25 protein-coding genes are annotated in these 23,761 nt (G+C 60.5%); 11 read left to right on the plus strand and 14 right to left on the minus strand.

Annotated features, from left to right (window positions below; all coding sequences use genetic code 11):
• Positions 1–146: 146 nt before the first annotated feature.
• Both AC1D06_RS20525 and AC1D06_RS20530 read left to right on the plus strand, forming a co-directional pair.
• Positions 147–1,718 carry a sensor histidine kinase gene (locus tag AC1D06_RS20525; protein WP_477878831.1) on the plus strand — a complete coding sequence of 524 codons (1,572 nt, stop codon included), beginning with the start codon at positions 147–149 and terminating at the stop codon, positions 1,716–1,718.
• A gap of 14 nt (positions 1,719–1,732) precedes the next feature.
• Positions 1,733–1,984 (plus strand): hypothetical protein, encoded by a 252-nt coding sequence (locus AC1D06_RS20530; protein WP_477878816.1) that lies wholly within the window; start codon positions 1,733–1,735, stop codon positions 1,982–1,984.
• Positions 1,985–1,992: 8 nt separating this feature from the next.
• On the opposite strand, the gene AC1D06_RS20535 is transcribed toward AC1D06_RS20530, so the two are convergent.
• Positions 1,993–2,451, minus strand: a complete 459-nt coding sequence (locus AC1D06_RS20535) for an NUDIX hydrolase (protein ID WP_477987686.1) — start codon at positions 2,449–2,451, stop codon at positions 1,993–1,995.
• A 185-nt stretch (positions 2,452–2,636) separates the two neighbouring features.
• Between AC1D06_RS20535 and AC1D06_RS20540 the strand changes: the two genes are divergently transcribed.
• Positions 2,637–2,804 (plus strand): hypothetical protein, encoded by a 168-nt coding sequence (locus AC1D06_RS20540; RefSeq protein WP_477987687.1) that lies wholly within the window; start codon positions 2,637–2,639, stop codon positions 2,802–2,804.
• Positions 2,805–2,864: 60 nt separating this feature from the next.
• Positions 2,865–3,161: a BON domain-containing protein gene (locus tag AC1D06_RS20545; protein ID WP_477987688.1), complete on the plus strand. Its 297-nt coding sequence runs from the start codon at positions 2,865–2,867 to the stop codon at positions 3,159–3,161.
• Positions 3,162–3,210: 49 nt separating this feature from the next.
• Here AC1D06_RS20545 and AC1D06_RS20550 read toward each other — a convergent pair whose 3' ends face one another.
• Entirely contained in the window at positions 3,211–4,134 is a 924-nt protein-coding gene (locus tag AC1D06_RS20550; protein ID WP_477987689.1) for a transglutaminase family protein, read from the minus strand.
• A 146-nt stretch (positions 4,135–4,280) separates the two neighbouring features.
• Here AC1D06_RS20550 and AC1D06_RS20555 point away from each other — a divergent pair, with 146 nt between their 5' ends.
• Positions 4,281–4,484, plus strand: a complete 204-nt coding sequence (locus AC1D06_RS20555) for a hypothetical protein (RefSeq protein WP_477878821.1) — start codon at positions 4,281–4,283, stop codon at positions 4,482–4,484.
• Between the two features lie 42 nt (positions 4,485–4,526).
• Here the strand turns inward: AC1D06_RS20555 and AC1D06_RS20560 are convergent, their stop codons facing one another.
• The 4 genes from AC1D06_RS20560 to AC1D06_RS20575 form a co-directional block, all read right to left on the minus strand.
• Complete coding sequence (locus tag AC1D06_RS20560) at positions 4,527–4,871, minus strand: hypothetical protein (protein ID WP_477987690.1); 345 nt, start codon at positions 4,869–4,871, stop codon at positions 4,527–4,529.
• 119 nt (positions 4,872–4,990) lie between these two features.
• On the minus strand, positions 4,991–5,878 hold the full coding sequence (locus AC1D06_RS20565) for a hypothetical protein (protein WP_477987691.1): 888 nt from the start codon (positions 5,876–5,878) through the stop codon (positions 4,991–4,993).
• Positions 5,879–6,232: 354 nt separating this feature from the next.
• Positions 6,233–6,790, minus strand: coding sequence for a DNA-3-methyladenine glycosylase (locus tag AC1D06_RS20570; RefSeq protein WP_477987692.1), 558 nt, complete (start codon positions 6,788–6,790; stop codon positions 6,233–6,235).
• Between the two features lie 38 nt (positions 6,791–6,828).
• On the minus strand, positions 6,829–7,116 hold the full coding sequence (locus AC1D06_RS20575) for a hypothetical protein (protein ID WP_477878825.1): 288 nt from the start codon (positions 7,114–7,116) through the stop codon (positions 6,829–6,831).
• Between the two features lie 247 nt (positions 7,117–7,363).
• On the opposite strand from AC1D06_RS20575, the gene glgA reads away from it, so the two are divergent.
• Positions 7,364–8,836 carry a glycogen synthase GlgA gene (gene glgA / locus AC1D06_RS20580; protein ID WP_477987693.1) on the plus strand — a complete coding sequence of 491 codons (1,473 nt, stop codon included), beginning with the start codon at positions 7,364–7,366 and terminating at the stop codon, positions 8,834–8,836.
• Positions 8,837–9,198: 362 nt separating this feature from the next.
• Here the strand turns inward: glgA and ligD are convergent, their stop codons facing one another.
• Positions 9,199–11,745, minus strand: coding sequence for a DNA ligase D (ligD, locus tag AC1D06_RS20585; protein WP_477987694.1), 2,547 nt, complete (start codon positions 11,743–11,745; stop codon positions 9,199–9,201).
• Positions 11,746–11,982: 237 nt separating this feature from the next.
• On the opposite strand from ligD, the gene AC1D06_RS20590 reads away from it, so the two are divergent.
• Positions 11,983–12,576, plus strand: coding sequence for a hypothetical protein (locus AC1D06_RS20590; RefSeq protein WP_477987695.1), 594 nt, complete (start codon positions 11,983–11,985; stop codon positions 12,574–12,576).
• A 26-nt stretch (positions 12,577–12,602) separates the two neighbouring features.
• On the plus strand, positions 12,603–13,091 hold the full coding sequence (locus AC1D06_RS20595; protein WP_477987696.1) for a BON domain-containing protein: 489 nt from the start codon (positions 12,603–12,605) through the stop codon (positions 13,089–13,091).
• A gap of 144 nt (positions 13,092–13,235) precedes the next feature.
• Here AC1D06_RS20595 and AC1D06_RS20600 read toward each other — a convergent pair whose 3' ends face one another.
• The gene (locus tag AC1D06_RS20600; protein WP_477987697.1) at positions 13,236–14,252 is read right to left on the minus strand and encodes a PRC-barrel domain-containing protein; all 1,017 of its coding nucleotides are present in this window, start codon (positions 14,250–14,252) and stop codon (positions 13,236–13,238) included.
• Positions 14,253–14,596: 344 nt separating this feature from the next.
• Between AC1D06_RS20600 and AC1D06_RS20605 the strand changes: the two genes are divergently transcribed.
• Positions 14,597–15,097, plus strand: coding sequence for a YciE/YciF ferroxidase family protein (locus AC1D06_RS20605; RefSeq protein ID WP_477987699.1), 501 nt, complete (start codon positions 14,597–14,599; stop codon positions 15,095–15,097).
• Positions 15,098–15,159: 62 nt separating this feature from the next.
• On the opposite strand, the gene AC1D06_RS20610 is transcribed toward AC1D06_RS20605, so the two are convergent.
• Entirely contained in the window at positions 15,160–15,714 is a 555-nt protein-coding gene (locus AC1D06_RS20610) for a gluconokinase (RefSeq protein WP_477987700.1), read from the minus strand.
• Positions 15,715–16,075: 361 nt separating this feature from the next.
• On the opposite strand from AC1D06_RS20610, the gene AC1D06_RS20615 reads away from it, so the two are divergent.
• Both AC1D06_RS20615 and AC1D06_RS20620 read left to right on the plus strand, forming a co-directional pair.
• On the plus strand, positions 16,076–18,382 hold the full coding sequence (locus tag AC1D06_RS20615) for an NADP-dependent malic enzyme (protein WP_477987701.1): 2,307 nt from the start codon (positions 16,076–16,078) through the stop codon (positions 18,380–18,382).
• Positions 18,383–18,477: 95 nt separating this feature from the next.
• Complete coding sequence (locus AC1D06_RS20620) at positions 18,478–19,611, plus strand: 2OG-Fe(II) oxygenase (RefSeq protein WP_477987702.1); 1,134 nt, start codon at positions 18,478–18,480, stop codon at positions 19,609–19,611.
• 3 nt (positions 19,612–19,614) lie between these two features.
• On the opposite strand, the gene AC1D06_RS20625 is transcribed toward AC1D06_RS20620, so the two are convergent.
• The 5 genes from AC1D06_RS20625 to AC1D06_RS20645 are packed head-to-tail and all read right to left on the minus strand — an operon-like array spanning position 19,615 to position 23,498.
• Positions 19,615–20,031: a hypothetical protein gene (locus AC1D06_RS20625; RefSeq protein ID WP_477987703.1), complete on the minus strand. Its 417-nt coding sequence runs from the start codon at positions 20,029–20,031 to the stop codon at positions 19,615–19,617.
• Positions 20,032–20,036: 5 nt separating this feature from the next.
• Entirely contained in the window at positions 20,037–20,288 is a 252-nt protein-coding gene (locus tag AC1D06_RS20630; protein ID WP_477987704.1) for a type II toxin-antitoxin system prevent-host-death family antitoxin, read from the minus strand.
• Between the two features lie 57 nt (positions 20,289–20,345).
• Complete coding sequence (locus tag AC1D06_RS20635) at positions 20,346–21,143, minus strand: transglutaminase family protein (protein ID WP_477987705.1); 798 nt, start codon at positions 21,141–21,143, stop codon at positions 20,346–20,348.
• An 8-nt stretch (positions 21,144–21,151) separates the two neighbouring features.
• The gene (locus tag AC1D06_RS20640; RefSeq protein ID WP_477875462.1) at positions 21,152–22,087 is read right to left on the minus strand and encodes an alpha-E domain-containing protein; all 936 of its coding nucleotides are present in this window, start codon (positions 22,085–22,087) and stop codon (positions 21,152–21,154) included.
• A gap of 1 nt (position 22,088) precedes the next feature.
• A complete protein-coding gene (locus tag AC1D06_RS20645) occupies positions 22,089–23,498 on the minus strand; it encodes a circularly permuted type 2 ATP-grasp protein (RefSeq protein ID WP_477875463.1) in 1,410 nt (469 codons plus the stop codon).
• Between the last annotated feature and the right edge of the window lie 263 nt (positions 23,499–23,761).

The following is a 23,761-nucleotide window of genomic DNA, read 5'->3' on the forward strand; positions in this document are numbered from 1 at the left end:
GTTGAAACTGCGTAAAACCCGAGTTTTCGATGGATTTCGAAACCGGGAAATGGAATGGTGCGATCTACGCGCCATCGGTTGCCGAGATCGCGCTTGGGCCAATGCATTTGCCCTCTTGAGGGCAGGACGGCGTGGAGTTCTGATTGGTGGAGACCCTGCACGCACGCATAGCGAGGCCAGGTACCGCTGTCGCCCTGACGACCATCATTATCGCCGCGGCGCTCGCGCTGGCAGGCCTCCTCGTCTGGCAGAATTATCGCCTTGCCCTGACAACCGGTGAGACCAAGGCGCAGTCGGCCGCCGATGTCGTTGCTGCACATATGGAGTGGATGGTTGAAGCGAGCGATCAGGCACTGCGACGCATCGATGCCGCGATCGGCGACGGTCCGATCGGTACGACCCGGGACGCGGTCGAGGATATTTCCGGAGCCGTCGGCGACTTGCCGGAAGGTTTCCAATATTCCGTCTACGACGCGGCGGGTGTGCTGAGGTTGTCCAGCGTATCGAAAGCCGGCAGTATCCGGATCGATGACCGCGATTATTTCAACCAGCTGAAGGCGGGAATCCCGGTGGTCATTTCTTCGCGGTTGATGGAGCCGCTGACCGACCGTCCGGTATTCGTCATTGCCCGCAACATCGTTCGCAAGGGCCAGTTCCGCGGCGTCGCATCCATTGCCATTCCAGTCCAGAAGATAGACGACTTCTGGAACGCGATCGGGCTTGGTGCGCATTCGATCGTAACGGTGCTGCGTGCGGATGGCTGGGTCGTCGCCCGGCATCCGGATGTCCCAAAGCCGCTGAACATCTCTAATTCCAATGTTTTCAAAATGCTGCCGAAATCGCCGCAAGGCACCTATTTCAGCCCGGTCTCGCCGGTTGACGGCGCGACGCGCATCGTCGGTTATCACAAGATCGAGCACTGGCCGCTGATTGCGATTGCGGGCATCGACATCGACGAAGTGCTCGCCATGTTTTGGCATTCACTCGAATTGCAGCTGGCTTTCGCTCTGCCCGTCCTTGCATTGCTGGTGGGCTTCGCAATCTGGATCGCGTGGCTGCTCCGGGCCTTTGCCGTCCGCAATCTGGAACTCGAAAAGGCGGTCGAGCGCAATCATGTTCTTTTCCGTGAGATTCATCACCGGGTGAAAAACAATCTCCAGGCGGTGTCCTCGCTGATCCGGCTGCAGCCTCTGCCGGACGAGGTGCGCAGCGACATGGCGCGGCGGATTTCCGCCATGGTGGCGGTGCACGAGCATATCTACCAATCGGACCAGTTCGAGCGCGTCTCTCTGGCGCCCTATGTCGAGCGGCTGGTCGGGGAGATCGCCCGCAGCTATCCGCAGGAGATCGAGATCGATTCCAGTCTTGTCGCCCTGACTGTGGACCGCGACCTGATGCTGCCGATCGGAATGATCATCAACGAGGTCGTGTCGAATGCGTTCAAATATGCGTTCCATGACCAGGCCGTCGGGCGTCTCAGCGTCAGCCTTCTGGAGGGCGGCGGAGAGGCAACGCTGAAAATCGCCGACAATGGCCCCGGCCTGTCCGGCGACGGCAAGAAGGGTATGGGCAGCCGGCTGATCGCCGGCTTTGTCGGCCAGATCGGCGGCCGCTACCAGATCGAAAGCAGCGGTGATGGCGTGACGTTCATTCTGGTCTTTCCTCTCCGGCAGGGAGAGGAGAGGGGACATGAAGCGGCGCTGGACACGGCACAATAGAGGAGGATAAATCTATGACGATGGAAGAACTGGAAGGCCGGCTCAGCGCCCAGCGTGAAATCCTGATCGCTTTCCTGGCGGCCTATCTCGGCGGTGATCACGACAATCTGACCGCGAGATTGCGCGACGAATCGGTGTTCATGGACGGCGAGGAGGATCCGGGTGCCGTGCCGTCAGAGGCCTTTGCCTTCGAGGCGGCGCGCTCGGACGAGATACGGTCGATCCTCAAGGCAGCGCAGGCGCGCGTCGCGGCTGAAGCGCGCTAGAATGTGCCTTAGGTTTCGTGCAGCGTCGCGCTGACGGTACGAACGAGATCCGCGAGCTCCCGGTCACTCAGCAATGTTGCTGCCTCAGCGGCGGATACCCAGCGTCGTTTGCGGCAGTTGGCTTCCTTCCAGCGCGACTTGACCTTCTTGACTTCGAGCGGGAAGACATGCGTCGTGACAGGAATATCCATTTCCGCCAATTGCTTGATGTAAGAAAAACTGCCGATCGGTTGCTCGCCGATCCTGCCACGCACGCCGGCTTCCTCGCGGGCCTCGATTGCCGCGGCGACACAGTCAGCCTTGCCCTTCATCGGCCAGCCCTTGGGGACGATGAGGCGGCGCGTGCGGCGCGAGGTGATGACCAGATAGTCAATGTCGCCATCGTCGCGACGACGATAGGGAAGTGCGGCAACCTGCTGCAACGTCCCCTTCTTTCTGGCTTGCGCGATCAGTTTATTCTTCTTCATTGTTCTCCTGCTCGTGCACGGATGCGATATGCTAGTTTGCATTGTAGTATATCAAGCTTTTCTTAAACTTTCTTTTTGCGACTTTGAACAGATTTTTGCGTTGTGGGCGGCGTGCGACGTTACAGCGCCCTTGTCGGAACCATGGCCGTGGCCGTGGGTTATCTCCGACAGCAACGGAGAGAACCATGCTTCACGCACAGATCATACCCGTCGAGCCGGAACCAGCGCCGCTACCGATTGTTCCGCCGGATCCCCCCGTCAAGGAGCCGGAACCGGATCGGCTGCCGGACGAAGAGCCACTTCCCAATCCGGACGAAACCCGCAAGCCGCCCGTCATCAACCTCTATCACTAAGCCGATGCAAGCAGCGCCCGAAAGGACGTCTAGGGATCGGCAGATCATTGGAGAAAGACAATGGTGTTCAAGCCGCAGGCATTCAATGGCCGGAACGTCAACCCGGTTGATCTCGAAGCCAATCCGATCATGGCCATGGAAACGCGCGTTGCCGATGCATTGGCCCGCGCCGCCGATATCGACGCCGCGGAGGTCGTCGTCATAGCGGCCGGCACGGCGATCGTGCTGAAGGGCACCGTCACCTATCCAGAAGAGATCGAGATTGCCGAGGATATCGCCTCGCGCGTGACGGGCGTCGCCTCGGTCGATAACCGCCTCTCCGCGGTGATCAGCAACGACAACGCCCGCACCCTCTGACGCGCTTCCGGCGGCTCGAGGCACCCTTTGCCAGCTGTCTTCTACACCGTCAGGCGTATCGCGCAGCCGGCCCGTTTCCGCTTGGCTGGACGCGCTGATCGGCGGCGTCCTCGGCCGTCACATCGACGTGGACGATCATTTCCCTGAAATCCTCCGGGCGGCCGCTGTAGCTGCCGGAGAGCGGCATGGCCTGGGCCGGGTCTCGCGCCACCGCGACGCGGATAAGGTCGCGGTTGCCGACAATGCCGTTGGTCGGGTCGAATTCCACCCATCCAGCGCCCGGCAGGTAGATCTGGCACCAGGCATGCGTCGAACCGCCGCCGCGTGTGGCGGCACTGCGTTGGGGCACATAGACATAGCCGGAGACGAAACGGGCGGCGAGACCCAGCGAACGCGCCGCCTCCATCATCAGCAGCGCGAAATCGCGGCATGTGCCCTTGCGCAATTGCAGCGTCATCAGCGGCGGCTGCGTACCCTGTTCGATACGGCGTCCGTAGACGAAGCTCTCGTGGATCGCATAGCACATGGTCATCAGCAGCCGGCCGGTATCGGTCGGTCCGCCCGGCTTCAGGAATTGCCGCGCCCAGCGACCGATCTCGTCGGCCGCATCGGGATAGTGGCAGCGGATGGTCGGCTTGAGGTCGCTCATCTCCTCGCTGTCATAGGCGAAAGGATAGGTCATCGCCTTTTCGTCGATGCGGAAGGCGATCGGTTCGGCGATATGGTCAAGTCGGATATGCGTATCGAAACGCAGGAGCTTCGAAGCGCCGGAAATGTCGATGATGGCCACGCAATTGCCGAAGACGTCATGGATCCAGCGGACGTTTGCCGGTTCGGGATCGGCGGTCAGCGTGGCTTCCAGCAGCCGCTGGTCATAGCTGTCGCGCGGCCGGAACATCAGCCGATGCTCACCGAAAGCCACGGGCTTTGAATAGTGGTATTCGGTGATATGGCGCACCGAAAAGATCGGCATTGGCGTTCCTGCCCGCGGAGTTTCGAATTCGATTAACCTATCGGCGTCCGGACCGGAAGCGAAAAATCATCAGGCACGCTTGCCGCGTCCGACAGGAACAAAGCTGCCGGGGGTTTCGTTTCTGCGACAGCCATAAGGAGGTAGCCATGCAGGTTATAGCGACGCAGATAAGGGAAGAAGGCGGCGAGAGCCCCACCTTCCGGGTGGAGTTTACCGGCGATCATGGCGAGGTCATTTCGGTTTTCATGCGCCGGGACGAGGAACTCAGCCGCGACAATGCGATTGCCCGCGCCCGCGAATTGCTCAGCCAGGTCGCCGGCAGCGAAATTCACAGCAGTTCCGTGCTTTGATTGATTGGCCGGAGAGCGTGACAGCCGCTCCATGTCGGCCCGTCAGAAAAGCGAGGGGCGTTTGTCGCGATTGAGACCGCGGACCTCATCGTCCGTTTCAGTTGCCTGCTCAGCAATCAGCATGCGGATATGCCGAAGCTCGGACGCAGACAGTTTTCCTTCTGCCTGCGTGCGTGAAGCCGCCTCGAATTCGGCGGCAAACTCGTCGAGCCGCGCTCTGAGCGCGCGTATATCTTTCCCGTGAATGTAAGCCAAGACCAACACCAATGATAAGGTTATCGTAGCAATCGCCGCATTGATCAGCAGGTTTGCCATGACTGGAATTTGAGCGATGGGCAAAAGCACCATGCAGGCAAAGAGAAAAGCCATTGTCGTGACGAGCGTCAATGGCTTTTCCGACTTATCTGCAACTTTTTTTCCGTTGCCCGCAAGTAATGGCGCATCTTATCCATGCCTTGGATCGGATGTCACTTCGATGCCGCATAATGCCAGAGTATTGTCGGCGGTCAAGCGGCGCGCAATACTTCCTCCTCCTCGTCGCGCTGACGCCCGCCATAGGCGCCGGCTGCTGCGGCGATGAAAGCGCCGATGAACAGCGACAGTGCGCCGAGCAAGGCAGTGGCGGCTGCCGTCTTCCTGGCTTTGTCGGCGGCCTCTTTCGCCGCGAGCCTGGCGTCGTCGACCTGCTTCAGCACGGCATCAACTCGTGCCTTGGCGTCGGCCTGGCTGAGACCCGTCCGGGCCGCCACAAGCTTGTCGACATAAGCGCGGTCGGCATCCGGCATCTTGCCCTGAATTGCGGCATTCGCAAGAATACGCGACAGCTGCGCGGCAGCCGTGCCGTTGTCGGCGGCTGTCGCAGTGCCCGGATCGTTCGGCCGGAGCAGTGCGTCGGTGAAGTAACCGGTGGTGAAGTTGGTATCGGATTTGCTGGCGGCCGTCGCTGCCGTTGTCGCCGTGGCTCCGGCAAGCGTCGCAGTGGCCTGCGCGCCGGTCCCGAGGACGGATGAGAGCGTCGAACCCAGCAAAGCAGCCACGAACAGCGTCGAGAGCGCCCAGGCGAGAAAGCCGTGTGCGGTGTCCCGGAAGCCGACTTCATGGGTATGGATGCCGGTCCATTTGGTCCGGAGCCGGCCGGTCAGATAACCGCCGACGCCGGCCGACAGCCATTGCACGACGACAAGCCAGACGGCTGCAGACACACCGAGCGTCGCCGCCGACGCACTTCCGCCCCAAGGCGACACCATGGTGAAGCCGAAGCCGGTGCCGACCAGCAGAAGCAACAGCGAGAGCGCCGCCGCGATGACGGCGCCCGCCAAGATCGGACCCCAGCTGACCGCAGATGCGGAGGATTCAAGCGGGGCATCCACGATCACAGATTCAGGAATGGCCATCTGACCTCCTTAGCGCCAGAGCAGCAGGATCAGGATGATGACCGGAATCGGAATGCCGAGAAGCCAAAGCAGAATGCCACGACCCATAGTAACCTCCTCTAGGATCAAGATAATTCAGAGATGATTTGCCGTGCCGAGCGTGATCCGCTCGTCATGGCAGTGTTCTCCAAACGAAAATTTGCCGGGAAGGTTCCAGCCAGCCGAACAGGATTCCGCTCGGGCAGCATCGCCCCGTTTGGATCGTCAGACGCTGCCGCTCCGCCGACCGGAACGGGAAAGCCGCGACTTGATCGGACGCAAACGCAATTCGCTCGGCATCGCCGAAGGGCTGGGTTGGCGGTGAGTGGGTGCGCGTCAGGAGAGCGCGGGAAACTTGCGGCTGAGGAAAGGAGAAGCCTTGGCGCCGAACCGCAATTGCTCGTTCACCGCCTTGGTGATGCCGATGCGGATGCCGATCTCGATGGGCACGTCGGAGACCCGCGGCAGAAGCTCGAAAGGCGGCTTGAACAGCGAGAGCCCGTCGTGGGCGCCGGTAATGCCGAGCGCTTCGGTCAAACGCCCCGGCCCGGAGCAGAGCTGCCTGTCCGGCAAGCCGCCGCGCCGCGTGCGCATGGTCTCGATATTGATGTCGGGCTGAAGCGCCCGGATCAGGACTGCATGACCCGGCAGGCAGACGAAATTGACGCACCAATGGATGCCATAGATGCGATAGACATATACATGCCCGGGAGGGCCGAACATGGCGCCATTACGCAGCGTGAGGCCGCGATAGCTGTGCGACGCCGGATCCTGGTCGTGATAGGCTTCGGTTTCGACGATCGAGCCGCCGGCGCCCTCGAAGAGCATGGTGATGCCGATCAGTTCGGCCGCCACCGCGCTTGACGGGCGAGCGAAGAATTCCGGTCCAATCATCGAGATATTCGCAGAATCTGGTTTCAGTCACCCGGAGATTAGTGTTGGTGCTGCCCGTCTGCAAGACGATCAGCGCCGCGCCCGTTTGCCGGACGCATCTGCGGCGGTTCGGCATCATTGCCGTCGAGATCGAGCGTATGCATGCTGCCCTTGAGATCCTGGTAGCGAACGACCGGGGTCAGCCCGGTGCGCCGGTCCCGCTCGACGGCCGCACGCGTCGCCGCGATTGCAAGCAGCCATGAGGGAAACGTGCCAATCAAATTGCCCGCCGAATGGCATGACCAGCCGGCGCTGTCGAGCGTGATATCATATACTTTTTCGTGCATGTAGGTCTCCTCCTTCACTCAAACATACAGCACTTGCTAAAGTTCCTCCGTGTTAAAATTATTTAAATGAATTTACTTTGATGATATCGTTAATTCGAGGTTGTAAGCGGGTTGCGCGATTCGAAAGCTGCTACTTACAGCCGGAGAAGGCCAGCCAGATACTATCAGAATGACGTATCGCTTTTGACATTTCGCCGGGGGCCTCCTACATGTCAGTGACCTTTTTTCCCGTTTATGGTGTGCCAAAATGAAGGTGCTGTCCGTTACCTCCGAGGTGTATCCATTCATCAAAACCGGGGGGCTTGCGGACGTTACGGGTTCTCTGCCGAAGGCGTTGAAGCGTTTCGGCGTCGATTCCATAACGCTGGTGCCTGGTTATCCTGTCTTCTTCCCCATGGCTGCGGCCAGCGCGCCGCTCTACGAATTCGATGACATCCTCGGTGAACGTGCAGCGATCCGGCTGCTGCAAGGCCATGACCTGACGCTGTTCATCCTCGACATCCCGGCCCTCTATAACCGGCCCGGCACGCCCTATCTCGATGACAATGGCAACGACCACCCTGACAATTGGAAACGCTTTGCCGCTCTGTCGCTGGCTGCGGCACTGATTGCAGCAGGAGAGCTGCCAGGCTGGACGCCGGATCTGGTGCACACGCATGACTGGCAGTCGGCGTTGACCTCGGTCTATATGCGCGACATGGGATGCGATAGCCCGGTGGTGCTGACCATCCACAATATTGCCTTTCAGGGTCAGTTCGCCGCCAATCTGCTGCCCTATCTGCGGCTGCCGCCGAGTGCCTATGACGTGGGCTGCCTCGAATATTACCGTGACATCTCATTCCTCAAGGGGGGGCTGATGACATCGGACGTGATCACCACCGTCAGCCCGACCTATGCGCGCGAGATTCTGACGCCGCGCTTCGGCATGGGCATGGAAGGCGTGCTGCGGGTGCGTCGCGACAGCCTCAAGGGCATTCTCAACGGCATCGACGACGAGGTCTGGAATCCGGACACCGATGAATACCTGGCGCAGACCTACACTGTCGACACTCTCGATCTCAAGCGCCACAATCGCCGCAAGCTGGTCAAGCGCATGGGTCTCGACGATGATGGCGGGGCGATCTTCTCGGTGATCAGCCGGCTGACCTGGCAGAAGGGCATGGACATGCTCGCATCGGCCACCGATTTCATCGCCTTTGCCGGCGCCAAGCTGATCATCTGCGGCAAGGGCGATCCCGGCATCGAGCGCATGCTGCTCGACGCAGCGGCAAAACATCCCGGCCGGATCGCGGTCAGCATCGGCTATAGCGAAGAGCTGGCACATCTGATCCATGGCGGTTCGGACGCGATCATCCAGCCATCTCGCTTCGAGCCTTGCGGACTGACACAGCTCTATGGGTTGCGCTATGGCAGCATCCCGGTCGTGTCGCGCACCGGCGGGCTGGCGGAGACCGTCATCGACGCCAACGACGCGGCGATGAACGCCCAGGTCGCCACCGGCTTCCAGTTCCATCCGGTGACCACGGAAGGGCTGTGCAACGCGCTTCGACGCGCGATGGACGCCTATGCCAATCCCAAGCAGTGGCATCAGTTGCAGGTGCAGGCGATGAAGGCGCGGTTCTCCTGGGAACGCAGCGCCGGACAATATGCAGCCCTGTTCCGCAGCCTGCTGAAGCAAGCGGCAACGTCGTATGATGTGGAGATGCAGCAGGCGGGGTGAGAGGCTGGTCGCATTCGGCTATCCCTGATCTATCGTCATAACGACCTATTCGTCAAAGAGCGAAATGGATTGATGGACCGGTTTTTTCCTATTGGTTTCAGCCGCTTCGCGCTGATGGCGATCACCGCCAACCAGTTCAAGTTAGAAAAGCATCCTGGCTATTGGCGATGCCGCTCTTATGGTTTGCCTTGCCAAGCTGCATGAAAAATTCTGCCCAGGCACTTTCGATATGGAAGGTTCTGGATATAGTTTACATCGGAGAGATCGCCGGGGTTCTCATGCTGCTCGGCGCCATGAACTTCTATTCTCTCTACAGTGCGGCAGACTCTCGGTCCAAGGGTTCCTGACAGGCCAGGCATCGGCTACTTCCTAGGCTGGATTGGTTTCGCCGCGGCACGAAAATCCTTCCAGGGATTCTCTTTCTGCGACGCGATCCGTGCTGGTGTGTTCATCACCGTGAAATAAGCCGGGCCGATCGCGTCGTTCAACTCATCCCAGGCAAGCGGCATCGACACGGCCGCACCTTTTCGAGCACGCGTGGAGTACGGCGCCACCGCCGTGTTGCCGCGGCCATTGCGGAGATAGTCGATCAGGATCTTGCCGTGCCGCTTCGATTTGGTGATCGTCGCGACATAGTGATCCGGGTCATCCTGCGCCATGGCGCCGGCGATCCGGTGGCAAAAGTTCTTGACTGCGTCCCAATCTGCTTTCGGCTTCACTGGAGCGACGACGTGCAGGCCTTTGCCGCCGGAGGTTTTGACGAAGGTTGCGAGACCTTCCGCCTCAAGGCGTTTCTTCACCTCATAGGCCGCCTCGATGATCCGGGGCCAGGATACGTCTTCGCCGGGGTCGAGATCCATGATGATCATGTCAGGATGTTCGATATCCTTGATCGACGAACCCCATGGGTGGATTTCCAGCACGCCCGATTGCACCAGCCCGATCAGGCCGTCGAGATCGCTGATCATGATCAGCTTGTCGTCGGGGTTGGTCTCCTGCGGATCCTCGACCAGCGCGATCTTCTTGTTCATGCCGCGCCAGGAATGCTTTTGGAAGAACATCTCCCCGCCCACGCCCTCGGGTGCGCGCAACAGCGCCAGCGGACGGCCGACGATGAAGGGGCCGATCAGCGGCCAGATTTCCGTATAGTAATTGGCAAGACCTTCCTTGGTCACGCCCTCGTCCGGCCAGTAGAGCCTATCGGGATGGGTGAGCTTGACACTGGGCATGGCCTGCCTTTCCACCTTTTCGGTCTTGGCGGCAGGCTGGTCCTCCCGCACGATCTCCTTGGCCGGCTTGTCTTCCCTCAGGCCGCGGAAGGCCGCATGCCGGAGGTTGCCGTCGGCCGTCCAGGCGCGGAACTCGACCTCGGCGACAAGCTGAGGCCGGACGTAGCGGACGCCGCGCGCCTCTTCGGAGGTGAGCTTCTCACCGAACGGGCTTTTGTCAATGCGGATGCGCTCCAACTGCGCGTAGAGGTCCTCGGCGACCCTTGCGGTATAGCCGGTGCCGACGCGGCCGACATGACGCAGCTTGCTGTCGTCGTAGACGCCCAGCACCAATGACCCGATGGCGTTGCGACTGGCGGTCGACGGCACATAGCCGGCGATGACGAATTCCTGCCGCGAGGAGCATTTCGATTTCAGCCAGTCGCGGCCGCGACCGGGGCGGTAGGGTGCGTCGCGCAGCTTGGAGACAATGCCTTCCAGGCTGAGCCGGCAGGCATGTTGCAGCACGACATCGCCTTCCTCGCCGAAATGATCGCTGTAGCGGATGACATCCTGCCCGGCCAACAGCGTTTGCAGCACGGCTTTTCGGTCGACCAATGGTGTTGCGGTCAGGTCGGCGCCGTCGAGATGCAGGAGGTCGAAGGCGTAGAATTTGAACTTGCCCGTTTTGTCTTCGCTCAGTGCCTGCTGCAGCGCGGAGAAATCCGAGCTGCCGGCGCTGTTTTCGACCACCAGTTCACCATCGATCAGCGCGGTGCTGAGCGGAAGTGCGGCAAAGCCGGAGATCAGGTCCTTGCCGAATTTCTTCGTCCAGTCCAACCCGCTGCGGGTGAAAAGTTTGACCCGGCCGGCCTCGATGCGGACCTGCAGCCGGTAGCCGTCGAATTTCACTTCGTGCAGCCAGCGTTTTCCCGTAGGCGGCTTCGGCACGAGCGTGGCGAGCTCCGGCTCGATGAAGTCCGGCAGCGTGCTTTTCTTGGCCTTCTTGATCTTAGAGGCGTCGCTGACTGGCAGCAGGTTATCCGCTGGCGTCGCTTTCTTGGGGGCGGCAGCTCTCTTGCCGGCCGGCTTTGCCTGTCTGTCGATGCGGCCAGTCTTTGACGACCAGCCTGGGGCCTCGCCTTCGAGTTCCTCTATGGCGCGACCGGTCAGGACCGAATCCGGCTCCTCTTCCAAGATGTCAGGCTCATCCTCGGTCCGGGCATAGTCGTCCTCGCCCTTGATCAGCAGCCAGTTGTCATGTTTCTCGCCGGTGCGATGTGCCATGCGGATCAGGTGCCAGCGGCCGTGCAGCTTCTCGCCGTCGAGCTCGAATTCCATATGGCCCTTCTTGTAGGCCTTGTGCGGATCGCCGACCGGCTGCCATCTGCCGCGGTCCCAGACGATCACCGAGCCGCCGCCATATTCGCCCTTGGGAATATTGCCTTCGAAGCCACCGTAGTCGAGCGGATGGTCTTCGACATGCACGGCAAGCCGCTTCTCGCCGGGCACGAAGCTCGGCCCGCGGGTCACCGCCCAGCTTTTCAGCACGCCGTCCATTTCCAGCCGGAAATCGTAGTGCAAGCGGGTGGCGGCGTGTTTCTGGATGACGAAACTATGGCCTTCGGTCTTGGAGAGTTCGCCCTTCGGCTCGGCGGTGCGCTCGAAATTGCGCTTGGCGTTATAGGTCTCGAGCGCCATGGTCGGCCTGCCTTTCGCATCGAAGCTTCAAATTGGGTTCGGTTCAAAACGATGGTTGTCCCCCGGATGTTCCGGCGCTCGCAGGAACTCTGCAGTGCCGGGGGCGTTTCAGTCTTGATCCGGATCAAGCGTGATTTTGCGCGATCCGATACTCGAGAGATAGCTATGCCGAGGACGAGGGATGGCTATCGGGAAGTCTGGATGTCGCAGACGAGGCACCGTGTACGGGAGATATCCGTGAAAATCATAGTCGGCCTGTTCGATGACCACGCTGAAGCCATCGCCGTTGTGCAGGAGCTGCGCGAGCGCCGCATTCCGCCGCATGATATCAGTCTTGTCGCCAATAATGCCGATGGATGGTATGCGGAAGGAGCACTGCCGGAAGCCGATGCCGAAAAGGGCGCAGGATTGGGCGCCGTGGTCGGCGCTCTGGGTGGTCTGATGCTCGGTCTGGGCATCGTCACCCTGCCGGGGATAGGTCCCGTTGTCTCGGCCGGCTGGCTGCTTGCGACCCTTGCCGGTTCGGCGACCGGTGCGGTGCTCGGCGGCGCGGCCGGCAGCCTGATCGGCGCCCTGCAGCAACAGGGCATCGACGATCCGGATGCACAGGTCTATGCTGAAAGTCTCAGACGCGGCGGATCGCTGGTGGTTGCCCATGTCGAGGACAAGTTCGTCTCCGCCGCCGAGTCGATCATGATCCGGCATCGCGTCGATATCGCCGCGCGCCGCGACGCATTGAGAGCAGAGGGCTGGACCCGCTTCGATGATCACGCGCAGCCTTTCCCACCGCTCGCCAAAGACGGCAACAACAGCGCCAGGCTTTCTGCCTGATCAGCATAAACCGAGAGGAGATCGGAATGCCCGCACCCACCAAACCGACGACTGACCAGGGCCGCGAAGAGGATTTCCGCGATTATGAAGCGCGCGATATCGATGAAGGCTGGCCCTATGCCGATGGCGCCCCGATCCGCAAGAAGCGCAATGCCGCCTATGGCGACCAGTCCGATGAACTCGACCCGGACAATGTGGAAGTCGCGCGCGACACGGCCATCCAGAGCCAGGGCGGCCCTTCGCCGTTTCCAGAAGAAGAGGGTGGCACGATCGATGATGACGCCATCGAGGAGGAAATCGCCACCAAACTTTCCGACAGCGGCCGCTGGGACGATAACCAAATCGAGCTCAGCGTTGCCGATGGTGTTGTTACCATCGAGGGCGAGGTCGAGACGGAGCATGAGCGGCGGCTGATCAACCAGGTGGTGCTCCGCACCGCCGGCGTCAAGCGCGCTGTCAACCGCTTGGAACTGATCGGGGTCGATAGCCACATTCCGACAGATGCAGACGAGTAGCTTCGACTGAGCTGCAAACCTCGCATGAAGAAAGGCCACTGCAGCAATGCCGGTGGCCTTTTCACTTCCCATCTGCCCGAACGATGCAAAGAAGGGGCCGCCAGGTCGGGCGGCCCTTTCTCTGTACAGTGAGCAGGGAGTGCCTCACTGCACCTTGTATTCGGGCTGGGCCTTCAGTGCCTGCTTGTTGGAGTCGATATAGATGCGAACGTCGTCGCCCTTGGCATTGCGGACGATATTGAGTTCCTGCGGGGTGACGGCGATCGTATGTGCGCCGATGCCGAGGAAGCCGCCGACATCGAGGACGAAGAATTTAACGCCCTTGCCATTGTCGTTCATCACTAGCCGGTTGATCTTGCCGATGTCCTCATCCTTCGGGCCGTAGACGGTGGCGCCTTCGAGCTTGTCGGCCGTCAGTTCGTCAGCCTTGGCGGTCTGATAGCCTTCGCGGGTGACGGTCGGCGGCGTCAGGCGCGCACGGTTATCGTTCATGGTCGACTGCACGCTGGTGTCATTGTTGGTCGTCGAGGCCGTCGTGGTCGTGTCTGTGTTGGTCGCACTGTTGTCCGCCGGCTTCATCGTCGTGTCGGCGGCAGTGTCATTGCTCATCTTCGGCTTCGACATGTCGTTCGTCGTCGTGGTGTTCGACGCGGTGGTGTCGGCCGGTGTGGTCAGGCCCGGATTGGCAGCCGTCGTGTTGGTGTCGGTTGCGGGCGGCGTATTGCTGGCTTCGCGAATCTCGTCCGGGGTCTTGAAGGCCGGCGCCGCGTTCAGCGCTTCCTTGGTCGAGTTGACCACCAGGAAGAAGTCATTGGCGTTGTCGCCATTGCGGACGAATTTAATGTCGTTCAATGACACCGCAACATTTTTTTCGCCCATGCCGAGGAAGCCGCCGACGCCGATGACGACGGCCTTCACTGAGCCATTGCGATCGAACACGACCTCATTGATGTCGCCGATATTGTCCCAGTCCCTGCTCGCGCCGGCCACTTTCTGGTCGGGCTGGACGTCGGTCTTGCTCGCATAGACGGTCTGGCCGATGAACTTGGAGGCGTCGATGTCGGTGGCCTGCGCCTGATAGGCGTCCAGCTTGGCGGAGGCGGCATAGGCCGAACCGCCCATCAGCAATACGATCGCCGTGGTTGCCAGGAAGCTTTTCATTGGGGTTCTCCTTACATTGTTGAAAACAATACGTTTTCGATCTGTCGTGTGCGACGCTCGTTGAAAAAGGGCGGGGCGTGTTTCGGCCCGCCGTACCTTTGCAACTGTCCGCATCGCAAAAGGTTCCGGCTCGGATCACGGGTTCCCCAAAACGATTTCGCGCCTGGATTTAGGAAAAGCACCGATGGTCAGGAACCTTCGCCGATCGTTCCCGTTGAACGGTCAGATCAGACGATATGGGGGCGGGATAGTTTGTCGTGACTTTCGCTCTCTTCCGGCTGCATCGCGACCGCCTGTCCCTTGGCCGGACCGGCGCTTCTTCATCTCAACCACGGGAGAGTTCAATGGCTCAGAAAATGCTTGAAGACCTGTTCTATGACACGCTCAAGGACATTTATTATGCCGAACGCCAGATCGTGAAGGCGCTGCCGAAGATGGCGCGTGCTGCCAGTAATGCGAAGCTCAAGGCGGCATTCGAAAAGCACAAGGAACAGACGGAAGTTCATATTGAACGCCTGCAGCAGGTATTCGAATCGATTGGCAAGCGCGCGCAGGGCAAGACCTGTGAGGCGATTCAGGGCATTTTGGCCGAAGGAGAGGAGATTATCGAGGACTTCAAGGGCACGGCCACGCTTGATGCGGGTCTGATCTCCTCGGCCCAAGCGGTCGAGCACTATGAGATCACCCGTTACGGCACGTTGCGGACCTGGGCAAACGAGCTCGGCCACAAGGATGCGGCCAAGCTCCTCGAAGCGACGCTTGCGGAGGAAAGCCAGACTGACGAGGCCCTGACGCAACTCGCGGAGTCGGCGGTCAATCTGGCAGCACAGAAGAAGGTCGCCTGAGCCAGCGCACCCAGTGGGGAGGCCGGCGGCGATGCTGCCGGCCTCATCGTATATGATGTTCTCTACGACACGCGCATCGTGGCTCGCGCCTTTCGGATCGTTTCAGTCGTAACCTCGTCGGTGGTGCCGGAAATCTCGATGGTGAGCACGCCCGGTTCGCCGGACGGATCTTCGAGGGTCGCAAGCTGGCTTTTGAGCAACGAGGCCGGCATGAAATGGCCCTTTCTCGCGGCCATGCGCGGCGCAAGCACTGCTTCCGAACCCCTTAGGAAGATGAAAATAAGCCTGCCCGTAGCGGCGGCGCGCAGGCGGTCGCGGTAAATCCTCTTCAGCGCCGAGCAGGACACGACAATTCCGCCGCCTGCCGCGAGCTTTGCCGCAACTTCGGCGCCAATCTTGTCCAGCCACGGAAAACGATCGTCGTCGGTCAGCGGAATGCCCTTCGACATCTTGTCTATATTGGCTTTCGGATGCAGGCTATCGCCTTCCAGGAAGGGCAGGCCAAGATCACGGGCTATCGCTTCGCCGACCATGGTCTTGCCGCTGCCGGAAACACCCATGACCACGAAGGCCGTTGGTTCAAAAGGATGTGCTGATACCGCCGTCGACATGGGCATGTGTCCATTCACAAAGGAAGAGGCGGCGCTCGCCTGCAAGATCGCAGCGCCTGTCAGTTCGACACGTTGCCCCAGGGGCTTGCCGGGTTGCGCTTGTGATCGAAAAGCGGACTCATGCCCAGGTGTCTCCCAAGATTGTTTTGCTCCGGCATGTAAGCTTATCGGGCTGGAGTCAAGCGTCGATGATAGCGCTACCATCAATTCAGCGGAGAGCTAAACCGTGCGCTTTGTCATTTGACGACGGGGATATTCCGATCTGCGTCACTTTCCTCGGCCAACTCAAGACTTTGTTCCGGCGCGAAACTGGATTTGGCATGCGAATCCGGTAAAGCTTCCAGGCTTCAGGAAGGAATGTGAAGCCATGAGTGACGATACGGGCAAGAATGCGCCGCATAGCGGCGACCTCGACGAACAAGCGCTGTTTTTCCACCGCTATCCGCGGCCGGGCAAGTTGGAAATCTCCGCAACCAAGCCTCTGGGCAACCAGCGGGATCTGGCGCTTGCCTATTCGCCCGGCGTCGCCGCACCCTGTCTCGCAATCAAGGATGCGCCCGAGCGCGCCGCCGACTATACGTCGCGCGCCAATCTCGTCGCCGTCGTCTCCAACGGTACGGCCGTGCTCGGTCTCGGCAATATCGGCCCGCTCGCCTCCAAGCCGGTGATGGAAGGCAAGGCGGTGCTGTTCAAGAAATTCGCCAATGTCGACGTGTTCGACATCGAGATCGATGCGCCCGGGATCGACGACATGGTCAAGGTCGTGTCGGCGCTGGAGCCGACCTTTGGCGGCATCAATCTCGAAGACATCAAGGCGCCGGAATGTTTCGAGGTCGAGCGCCAGCTGCGCGAGAAGATGAATATCCCGGTCTTCCATGACGACCAGCATGGTACGGCAATCATCGTCGCCGCGGCGATTCTGAATGGTCTCGACCTTGCCGGCAAAGAGCTATCCGAGGTCAAGATCGTCGCCTCCGGGGCAGGGGCGGCGGCACTTGCCTGCCTCAACCTACTCGTCGTGCTCGGCGCGAAGCGCGAGAACATCTGGGTGCACGACCTGGAGGGCCTGGTCTACAAGGGGCGGCCCGTGCTGATGGACCCCTGGAAGGACGTCTATGCCCAGGAAAGCGACAAGCGCGTGCTGGCCGATTCGATCGGCGATGCCGACGTCTTCCTCGGCCTTTCCGCTGCCGGCGTGCTGAAGCCGGAACTGTTGAAGGCCATGGCCGACAAGCCGCTGATTATGGCGCTTGCCAACCCCAATCCGGAGATCATGCCGGAAGCGGCGCGGGCCGTCCGCCCGGACGCGATGATCTGCACCGGCCGCTCGGACTTCCCCAACCAGGTCAACAATGTGCTGTGCTTCCCCTATATCTTCCGCGGCGCGCTCGATTGCGGCGCCCGGACGATCAACGAAGCGATGAAGATGGCGGCGGTGAGGGCGATTGCCGGGCTGGCGCGCGAGGAAGTTAATGAAGTGGCGGCCAAGGCGATCGGTGGTGAAACGCCGATCTTCGGGCCTGATTACCTCATCCCGTCGCCCTTCGACCAGCGCCTTATCCTCCGGATCGCGCCGGCGGTGGCGCGCGCGGCGGCGGAGACCGGGGTCGCCACAAGGCCGATCCAGGATTTCGATGCCTATCTCGACCAGCTCAACCGCTTCGTCTTCCGCTCCGGCTTCATCATGAAGCCGATTTTCACCGCTGCCAAGATCGCCCACAAGAAGCGGGTGATTTTCGGCGAAGGCGAGGACGAGCGCGTGCTGCGCGCCGCCCAGGTGCTGCTCGAAGAAGAGATCGCCAAGCCGATCCTGATCGGCCGGCCGTCGATTATCGAAACGCGGCTGAAGCGTTATGGCCTCCGCATCCGGCCAGGCGTCGATTTCGAATTGATCAATCCGCAGGATGACCCGCGCTACAAAGGCTATGTCGACGAATATTTCGCACTGGTCGGCCGCAAGGGCGTGATTCCCGAAGCAGCGCGCACCATCGTGCGTACCAACACCACGGTTATCGCGGCTTTGGCGCTGCGGCGCGGTGATGCGGATGCGCTGATCTGCGGCGTCGAAGGCCGCTATGCTCGGCACTTGCGCGATGTCTCGCAAATCATCGGCAAGCGCAAGGACGTGCTCGACCTCTATGGCCTCAGCCTGGTGATCTCGCAGCGCGGCGCGACCTTCTTCGTCGATACTTATGTGAAGATCACGCCGACCGCCGAGGAGATCGCCGAGATGACGATCGAGGCGGCGCAGGCGATTCGTCGCTTTGGCATAACGCCGCGTGTCGCCCTCTTGTCGCATTCCAATTTCGGCAGCCGCGATTCCGAAAGTGCGCAGAAAATGCGCAAGGCGATCGCGCTGGTGAGGGAGATGGCGCCGGATCTTCAGGCCGACGGTGAAATGCACGGAGAATCGGCAATTTCCGAACAGTTGCGCATGCATGTCATGCCGAATTCGACGCTGAACGGCGAAGCCAATCTGCTGGTCTTCCCGAATATCGATGCCGCCAACATTTCGATGGGCTTGGTTCGGACGATGACGGATTCCTTGCATGTCGGGCCGATCCTGCTCGGCGCGGCGCAGCCGGCACATATCCTGTCGCCCTCGGTGACATCGCGCGGCGTCGTCAACATGGCTGCTCTGGCGGTGGTCGAGGCATCGACGCCTGCGGCATAGCGGCGGCTGGACAAAGTGGATGTTTCCGCTCTAATTCAACCGGATGGTGGCGAGCCGGTGTCGGCTCGTCCGGACATGCGGGTGAGAGGCATACCATGGCGGGATTTGAGTTGCTGAGCGCCGGCGATCCGGCGCCCTGGTTCAAGCAGCGGTCATTCGCCAATCCGGATTACAGTTTCGACACCGCGGCCGGGCGCTATGTCGTGCTTTGCTATTTCGCTTCGGCCGCCGATCCGCATGCGCAGGCAGCCATCGAGGCGGTCAGGGCGCGGCCGGATATCTTCACCGACGACTTCGCCAGTTTCTTTGGCATCAGTCTCGATCAAGGTGACGAAGCGGAGAAACGGGTGGCCGACAGCTATCCCGGCTACCGCTTCTTCTGGGATTTCGACGCCAAGATCGGCAAGCTCTATGGCGCTGTCAGTGCCTCAGCGGACAGCGGGCAGAATGCGGTCGAGGTGCGCCGTACCTGGTTCGTGCTCGATCCTACTCTCCGCGTCATGCGCACCATTCCGTTCCGGCCGGATCGCGGCGACATCGCCGAACTCGTCGATTTCATGAGCCGGCTGCCGCCGCCGGTGCGCTTCGCCGGTTTCGAGGTCAGCGCGCCGATCCTGATCCTGCCGCAGGTGTTCGAGGCGGAATTCTGCGAGCATCTGATCGGTCTCTATAACGAGCATGGGGGCGAGGAATCCGGCTTCATGCGTGAGAGGGACGGCAAGACTGTTGGCATCAAGGATTATTCCCACAAGCGCCGCAAGGATTACCATCTCTCCGACGAAGGATTGATCAAGCAGACGCAGCAGCGCGTTCTGCGCCGCGTCGTGCCCGAAATCCTCAAAGTGCACCAGTTCCGGGTGACCCGCATGGAGCGCTATCTGGTCGGCTGCTATTCGGCCGAGGATGGCGGACACTTCAATTCGCATCGCGACAACACAACAAGCGGCACGGCGCATCGGCGCTTCGCGGTGTCGATCAACCTCAACGACGATTTCGACGGTGGCGAGGTCGGCTTTCCCGAATATGGCCCGAAACGCTACAAGGCTCCGCCCGGCGGCGCCGTCGTGTTCTCCTGCTCGCTCCTGCATTCGGTGTCGCGGGTGACGCGCGGCAGCCGCTATGCGTTCCTGCCGTTCCTCTATGACGATGCTGCGGCGAAGATCCGTGAGGAGAACAACAAGTTTCTGGCGGAAGGTGTCGGCAAATATGCAGCGGAGAAGGCAGGGTAGGGCTCAGCGGGAGCGGTCGACTTTAATGATCGACCGGAAATGCCGAGCGAATTCCCTGACGATTGGCAGGAAATAAGGTTTGCTGAATTGGCCGAGCGGTTCCTGGTCCGCCAGATAATAGGACTTGCCGAGCACATCCGTGTTGGCTTCATCAAGCATGAGCCACAGCCTCATCGCCGGATCGAGGCCGGCGCGGCGCTTTTCGATTTCCGGGATTTCGGCTGCATGGCGTGCTGCTTCCGGCATCTTTGACGTGATCGGAATGATGACGATCGTTTCGAGGCCATCTATGCGGCCGATACGAAGCGCAACGGCCACCGGCCGATCCTTCCGCCCCTCTGTTTCTCCTCTATCTGCCTGCTGTTTCCAGAGATAGGGATAGCGGAACACGGCACCAGTGATCAGAGATTCGAAGGCCATCCGCGTCAGTCTTCACTGTTTGCATAGGCTTCGACGGCCTCTTCGATCTTCGCCATCAATTCGTCGTCAATGGTTTCCGGCGTTAGCACTTGCCGATGATCCGCATATTCCCTGAGCCGTTCGTAATCCTCGACATTCAGCAGCACGAAGCGCGGTTTGTTGCGCTGCGTGATGGTGACAGGATGGCGCATGGCTTCGGCGATGATGTCGCCGGATTTGCGGGACAGGTCGCTGGTGGTGAAAACGGGTTTGCGCATGAGGAAATCTCCAGGAATGCTGTAATATACGGCATTCCCAGATTTCCTGCAATCGACCTACTGCTCCTGTTCGACGCTGACGCTGACCAGGATCATTTCCGGCGCCGTGCCGAGCCGCATGCCGGAGACGGGTGAGGCGTCGGTGTAGTCGAGGCCTGAGGCAATGCGGACATATCGGCCATCTGGGCAGATTTCATTGGTCGGATCGAAGCCGACCCAGCCGAGACCCGGCACATGCGCCTCCGCCCAGGCATGGCTTGCGGCGCCCATCTCATTGCCGTCGAGCATGTAGCCGGAGACATAGCGGGCGGCGAGGCCGAGCTGTCGTGCTGCCGAGACGAAAATATGGGCATGATCCTGGCAGACGCCCACCTTTTGCTCCAGCGCCTGTTCGGCGGTGGTTTCCGGTGTCGTGACGTTCTTGCGGTATTCGACCGTTTCGTGAATGGCGCTCATCAGCGCATGCATCCGGGCGAGTTCGCCGTCGCCTTCGACGGATTTCGCCAGTTCCTTGATGAGCTTGCCCGCCTTTGTCAGCGGCGTTTCGCGATGATAGAGCCACAGCGGCACATGGCCGAGATGGGGGCCGAAGACGCCGTTGCGCTCCTCGGTCTCGACCTCGCCCGAAGCCATGATGCGGATGCTGGTTTCGCCGCCGGAAATGCTGACCAGTTCGACGCGATTGCCGAAATGGTCGTCATAGCCCGCCTCCTGGCTGGCGCCGTTGACCAGCGTCTGCCATTGCAACACCTTCTGCCCTGGCCAATCCTTGGGGGTCAGCCTGAGGCGTTGAAGCGCGAACTCCACCGGTTCCTCGTAGCTGTATTCTGTCATATGGCTGATTTTCAAACGCATGTGTCAACTCACGTGTAGAACCGGTAGCCATCGGTGATTTCGGTGGCGAGCTTGTCGTTCAACAGCATGAAATCCTCGAGGAATTCATGCAGGCCGCGTTCCATGATCGCGTCGATCGAGGTCGTCAGCAGCATGTTGCGCGTGCGCGCCGCCGTGTCATGCGCGGCGATCTGGCCGCCATAGTCGCGGGCGAGATGAGCGAGATTGCTGTTGAGGGTTTCGTAGCAGAAGGCCAGCGAACGTGGCATGCGCCGGTTCAGGATGAGAAAATGGGCAATGTTGGCCGGTTTGTATTCGCCGTCATAGACCCAGGAATAAGAACGATGCGCCGACACCGAGCGCAGGATCGACTGCCAGTGGAAGTTGTCCATGGAGGCGCCGACATGCAAGAGCGACGGTAGCAGCACATAGTATTTGACGTCGAGAATGCGGGCGGTGTTGTCGGCGCGCTCCATGAACGAGCCGAGCATGGCGAAATTATAAAGCTCGTCGCGCAGCTGCGTGCCGGAAAAGGTGCCGCGCATCAGCGCTGTGCGGCGCTTGATCGCCTCGATCACATCCACCACGGTCGCATGCGTGACGCGCTTGGCCAGCAATTGCCTGATTTCCAGCCAGCTTTCGTTGATCGTCTCCCAGCTCTCACGGGTCAGAGCCGTGCGCACCATCCGGGCATTGTTGCGCCCATATTCCATGCAGTTGATGATCGAGGACGGGTTGGACTTGTCGCGCAGCAGGAAATCGAGTGCTTCCGTGCTGGTGACGGCTCTCTCGCCATAGAGTTCGCGGACGCCGGCGCTCTGCAGCACGCCGTCCCAGTCTTCGTCGGTCGCCACCGAGCGGATCAGCGACATGCGGAAACCGGCATCGATCAGGCGCGCGGTGTTTTCGGTGCGCTCCAGGTAGCGCGACATCCAGAATAGGCCTTGGGCTGTTCTTCCGAGCATATCAGTCCTCCAGCACCCAGGTGTCCTTGGTGCCGCCGCCCTGGCTGGAATTGACCACCAGCGAGCCCTCCTTCAGCGCCACGCGGGTCAACCCGCCGGGAATGATATGCACCTTGTCGGAGACCAGCACATAGGGACGCAGGTCGACATGCCGGGGCGCGATGCCCTTCTTGACCATGATCGGCACGGTCGACAGCGACAGCGTCGGCTGGGCGATGTAGTTGGCCGGCTTGGCCTTCAGTTTTTCGGCGAAATCGGCGATCTCCTTCTTCGTCGAGGTCGGGCCGACCAGCATGCCGTAACCGCCAGAGCCATGCACCTCTTTGACCACAAGATCGGGCAGATTGTCGAGCACGTAGCGGAGGCTGCCAGATTCCGAGCATCGCCAGGTCGGCACGTTTTCCAGGATCGCCTTGCGGCCGGTATAGAATTCGACGATTTCCGGCATATAGGAATAGATCGCCTTGTCGTCGGAAATACCGGTTCCGGGCGCGTTGGCGATGGTGATGTTGCCGGCGCGGTAGACATCCATGATGCCGGCGATGCCAAGTGCCGAATCCGGCCGGAAGGTGAGTGGATCAAGGAAATCGTCATCGACGCGGCGATAGAGCACGTCGATCGGCTCGTAGCCGAGCGTGGTGCGCATGCAGACCTTGCCGTTCATCACACGCAGGTCGGAGCCCTCGACGAGCTCGGCGCCCATCTGATCAGCGAGGAAGGCGTGTTCATAGAAGGCCGAATTGAAGATGCCGGGGGTCAGCACGGCGACGCGCGGCTTGCCCTTGCAGCCGGGCGGGGCGAGATGGTCGAGGCTCTTGCGCAACTGCTTCGGATAATCCTCGACCGGCCGCACACGGACGCGATGGAAGAGTTCCGGAAACATCTGCATCATCGTCTCCCGGTCTTCCAGCATGTAGGAGACGCCGGACGGGGTGCGGGCATTGTCTTCCAGAACGTAGAACTGGTCTTCGCCGGTGCGGACGATATCGGTGCCGATAATGTGGGTGTAGACGCCGCCGGGCGGCTTCATGCCGATCATCTGCGGCAGGAACGCGGAATTCTTTTCGATCAGTTCACGGGGGACGCGGCCGGCACGGATGATTTCCTGCTTGTGATAGATGTCTTCGAGGAAGGCGTTGAGCGCCAGCACGCGCTGTTCGATGCCCTGCGCGAGTTTTCGCCATTCCGAACCGGAAATGATGCGGGGGATGAGGTCGAAGGGAATGATCTTTTCGGCTGCATCCTCGTGGCCGTAGACGGCGAAGGTGATGCCTGTCTTGCGGAAAATATTCTCCGCGTCCCGCGCCTTCCCCGTGAGATAGCTGGGCTCCTGTTCGTTAAACCACTCGTAATATTTCCTGTAAGGCTCCCGCGGACTGCCATCCACGTTGATCATTTCGTCAAATGCCAAATCACCGTTCCCCATTTTTATGAAAACATTTGAAACCAATGTTCGCTGCAATGCAAGAAGCATGCTCGATGGCATAAGAGGAAATTTGCTTAGGTCGATTCACTGCCATGGGGCGAAATAGAGCGTTGACTCCAAGGCATGTGCGCCGATGCTATTTGATCGGATGCTAAATCGTGAAATAATCGTGGCGCGGCAGTCATGCTGATCCAGTCCGGACGGCATGGCGTAGAAGGGGTATGAATGGTCCAGAAAGGCGGCAGCCG

It is taken from the genome of Rhizobium sp. P2_G2, assembly GCF_056403555.1.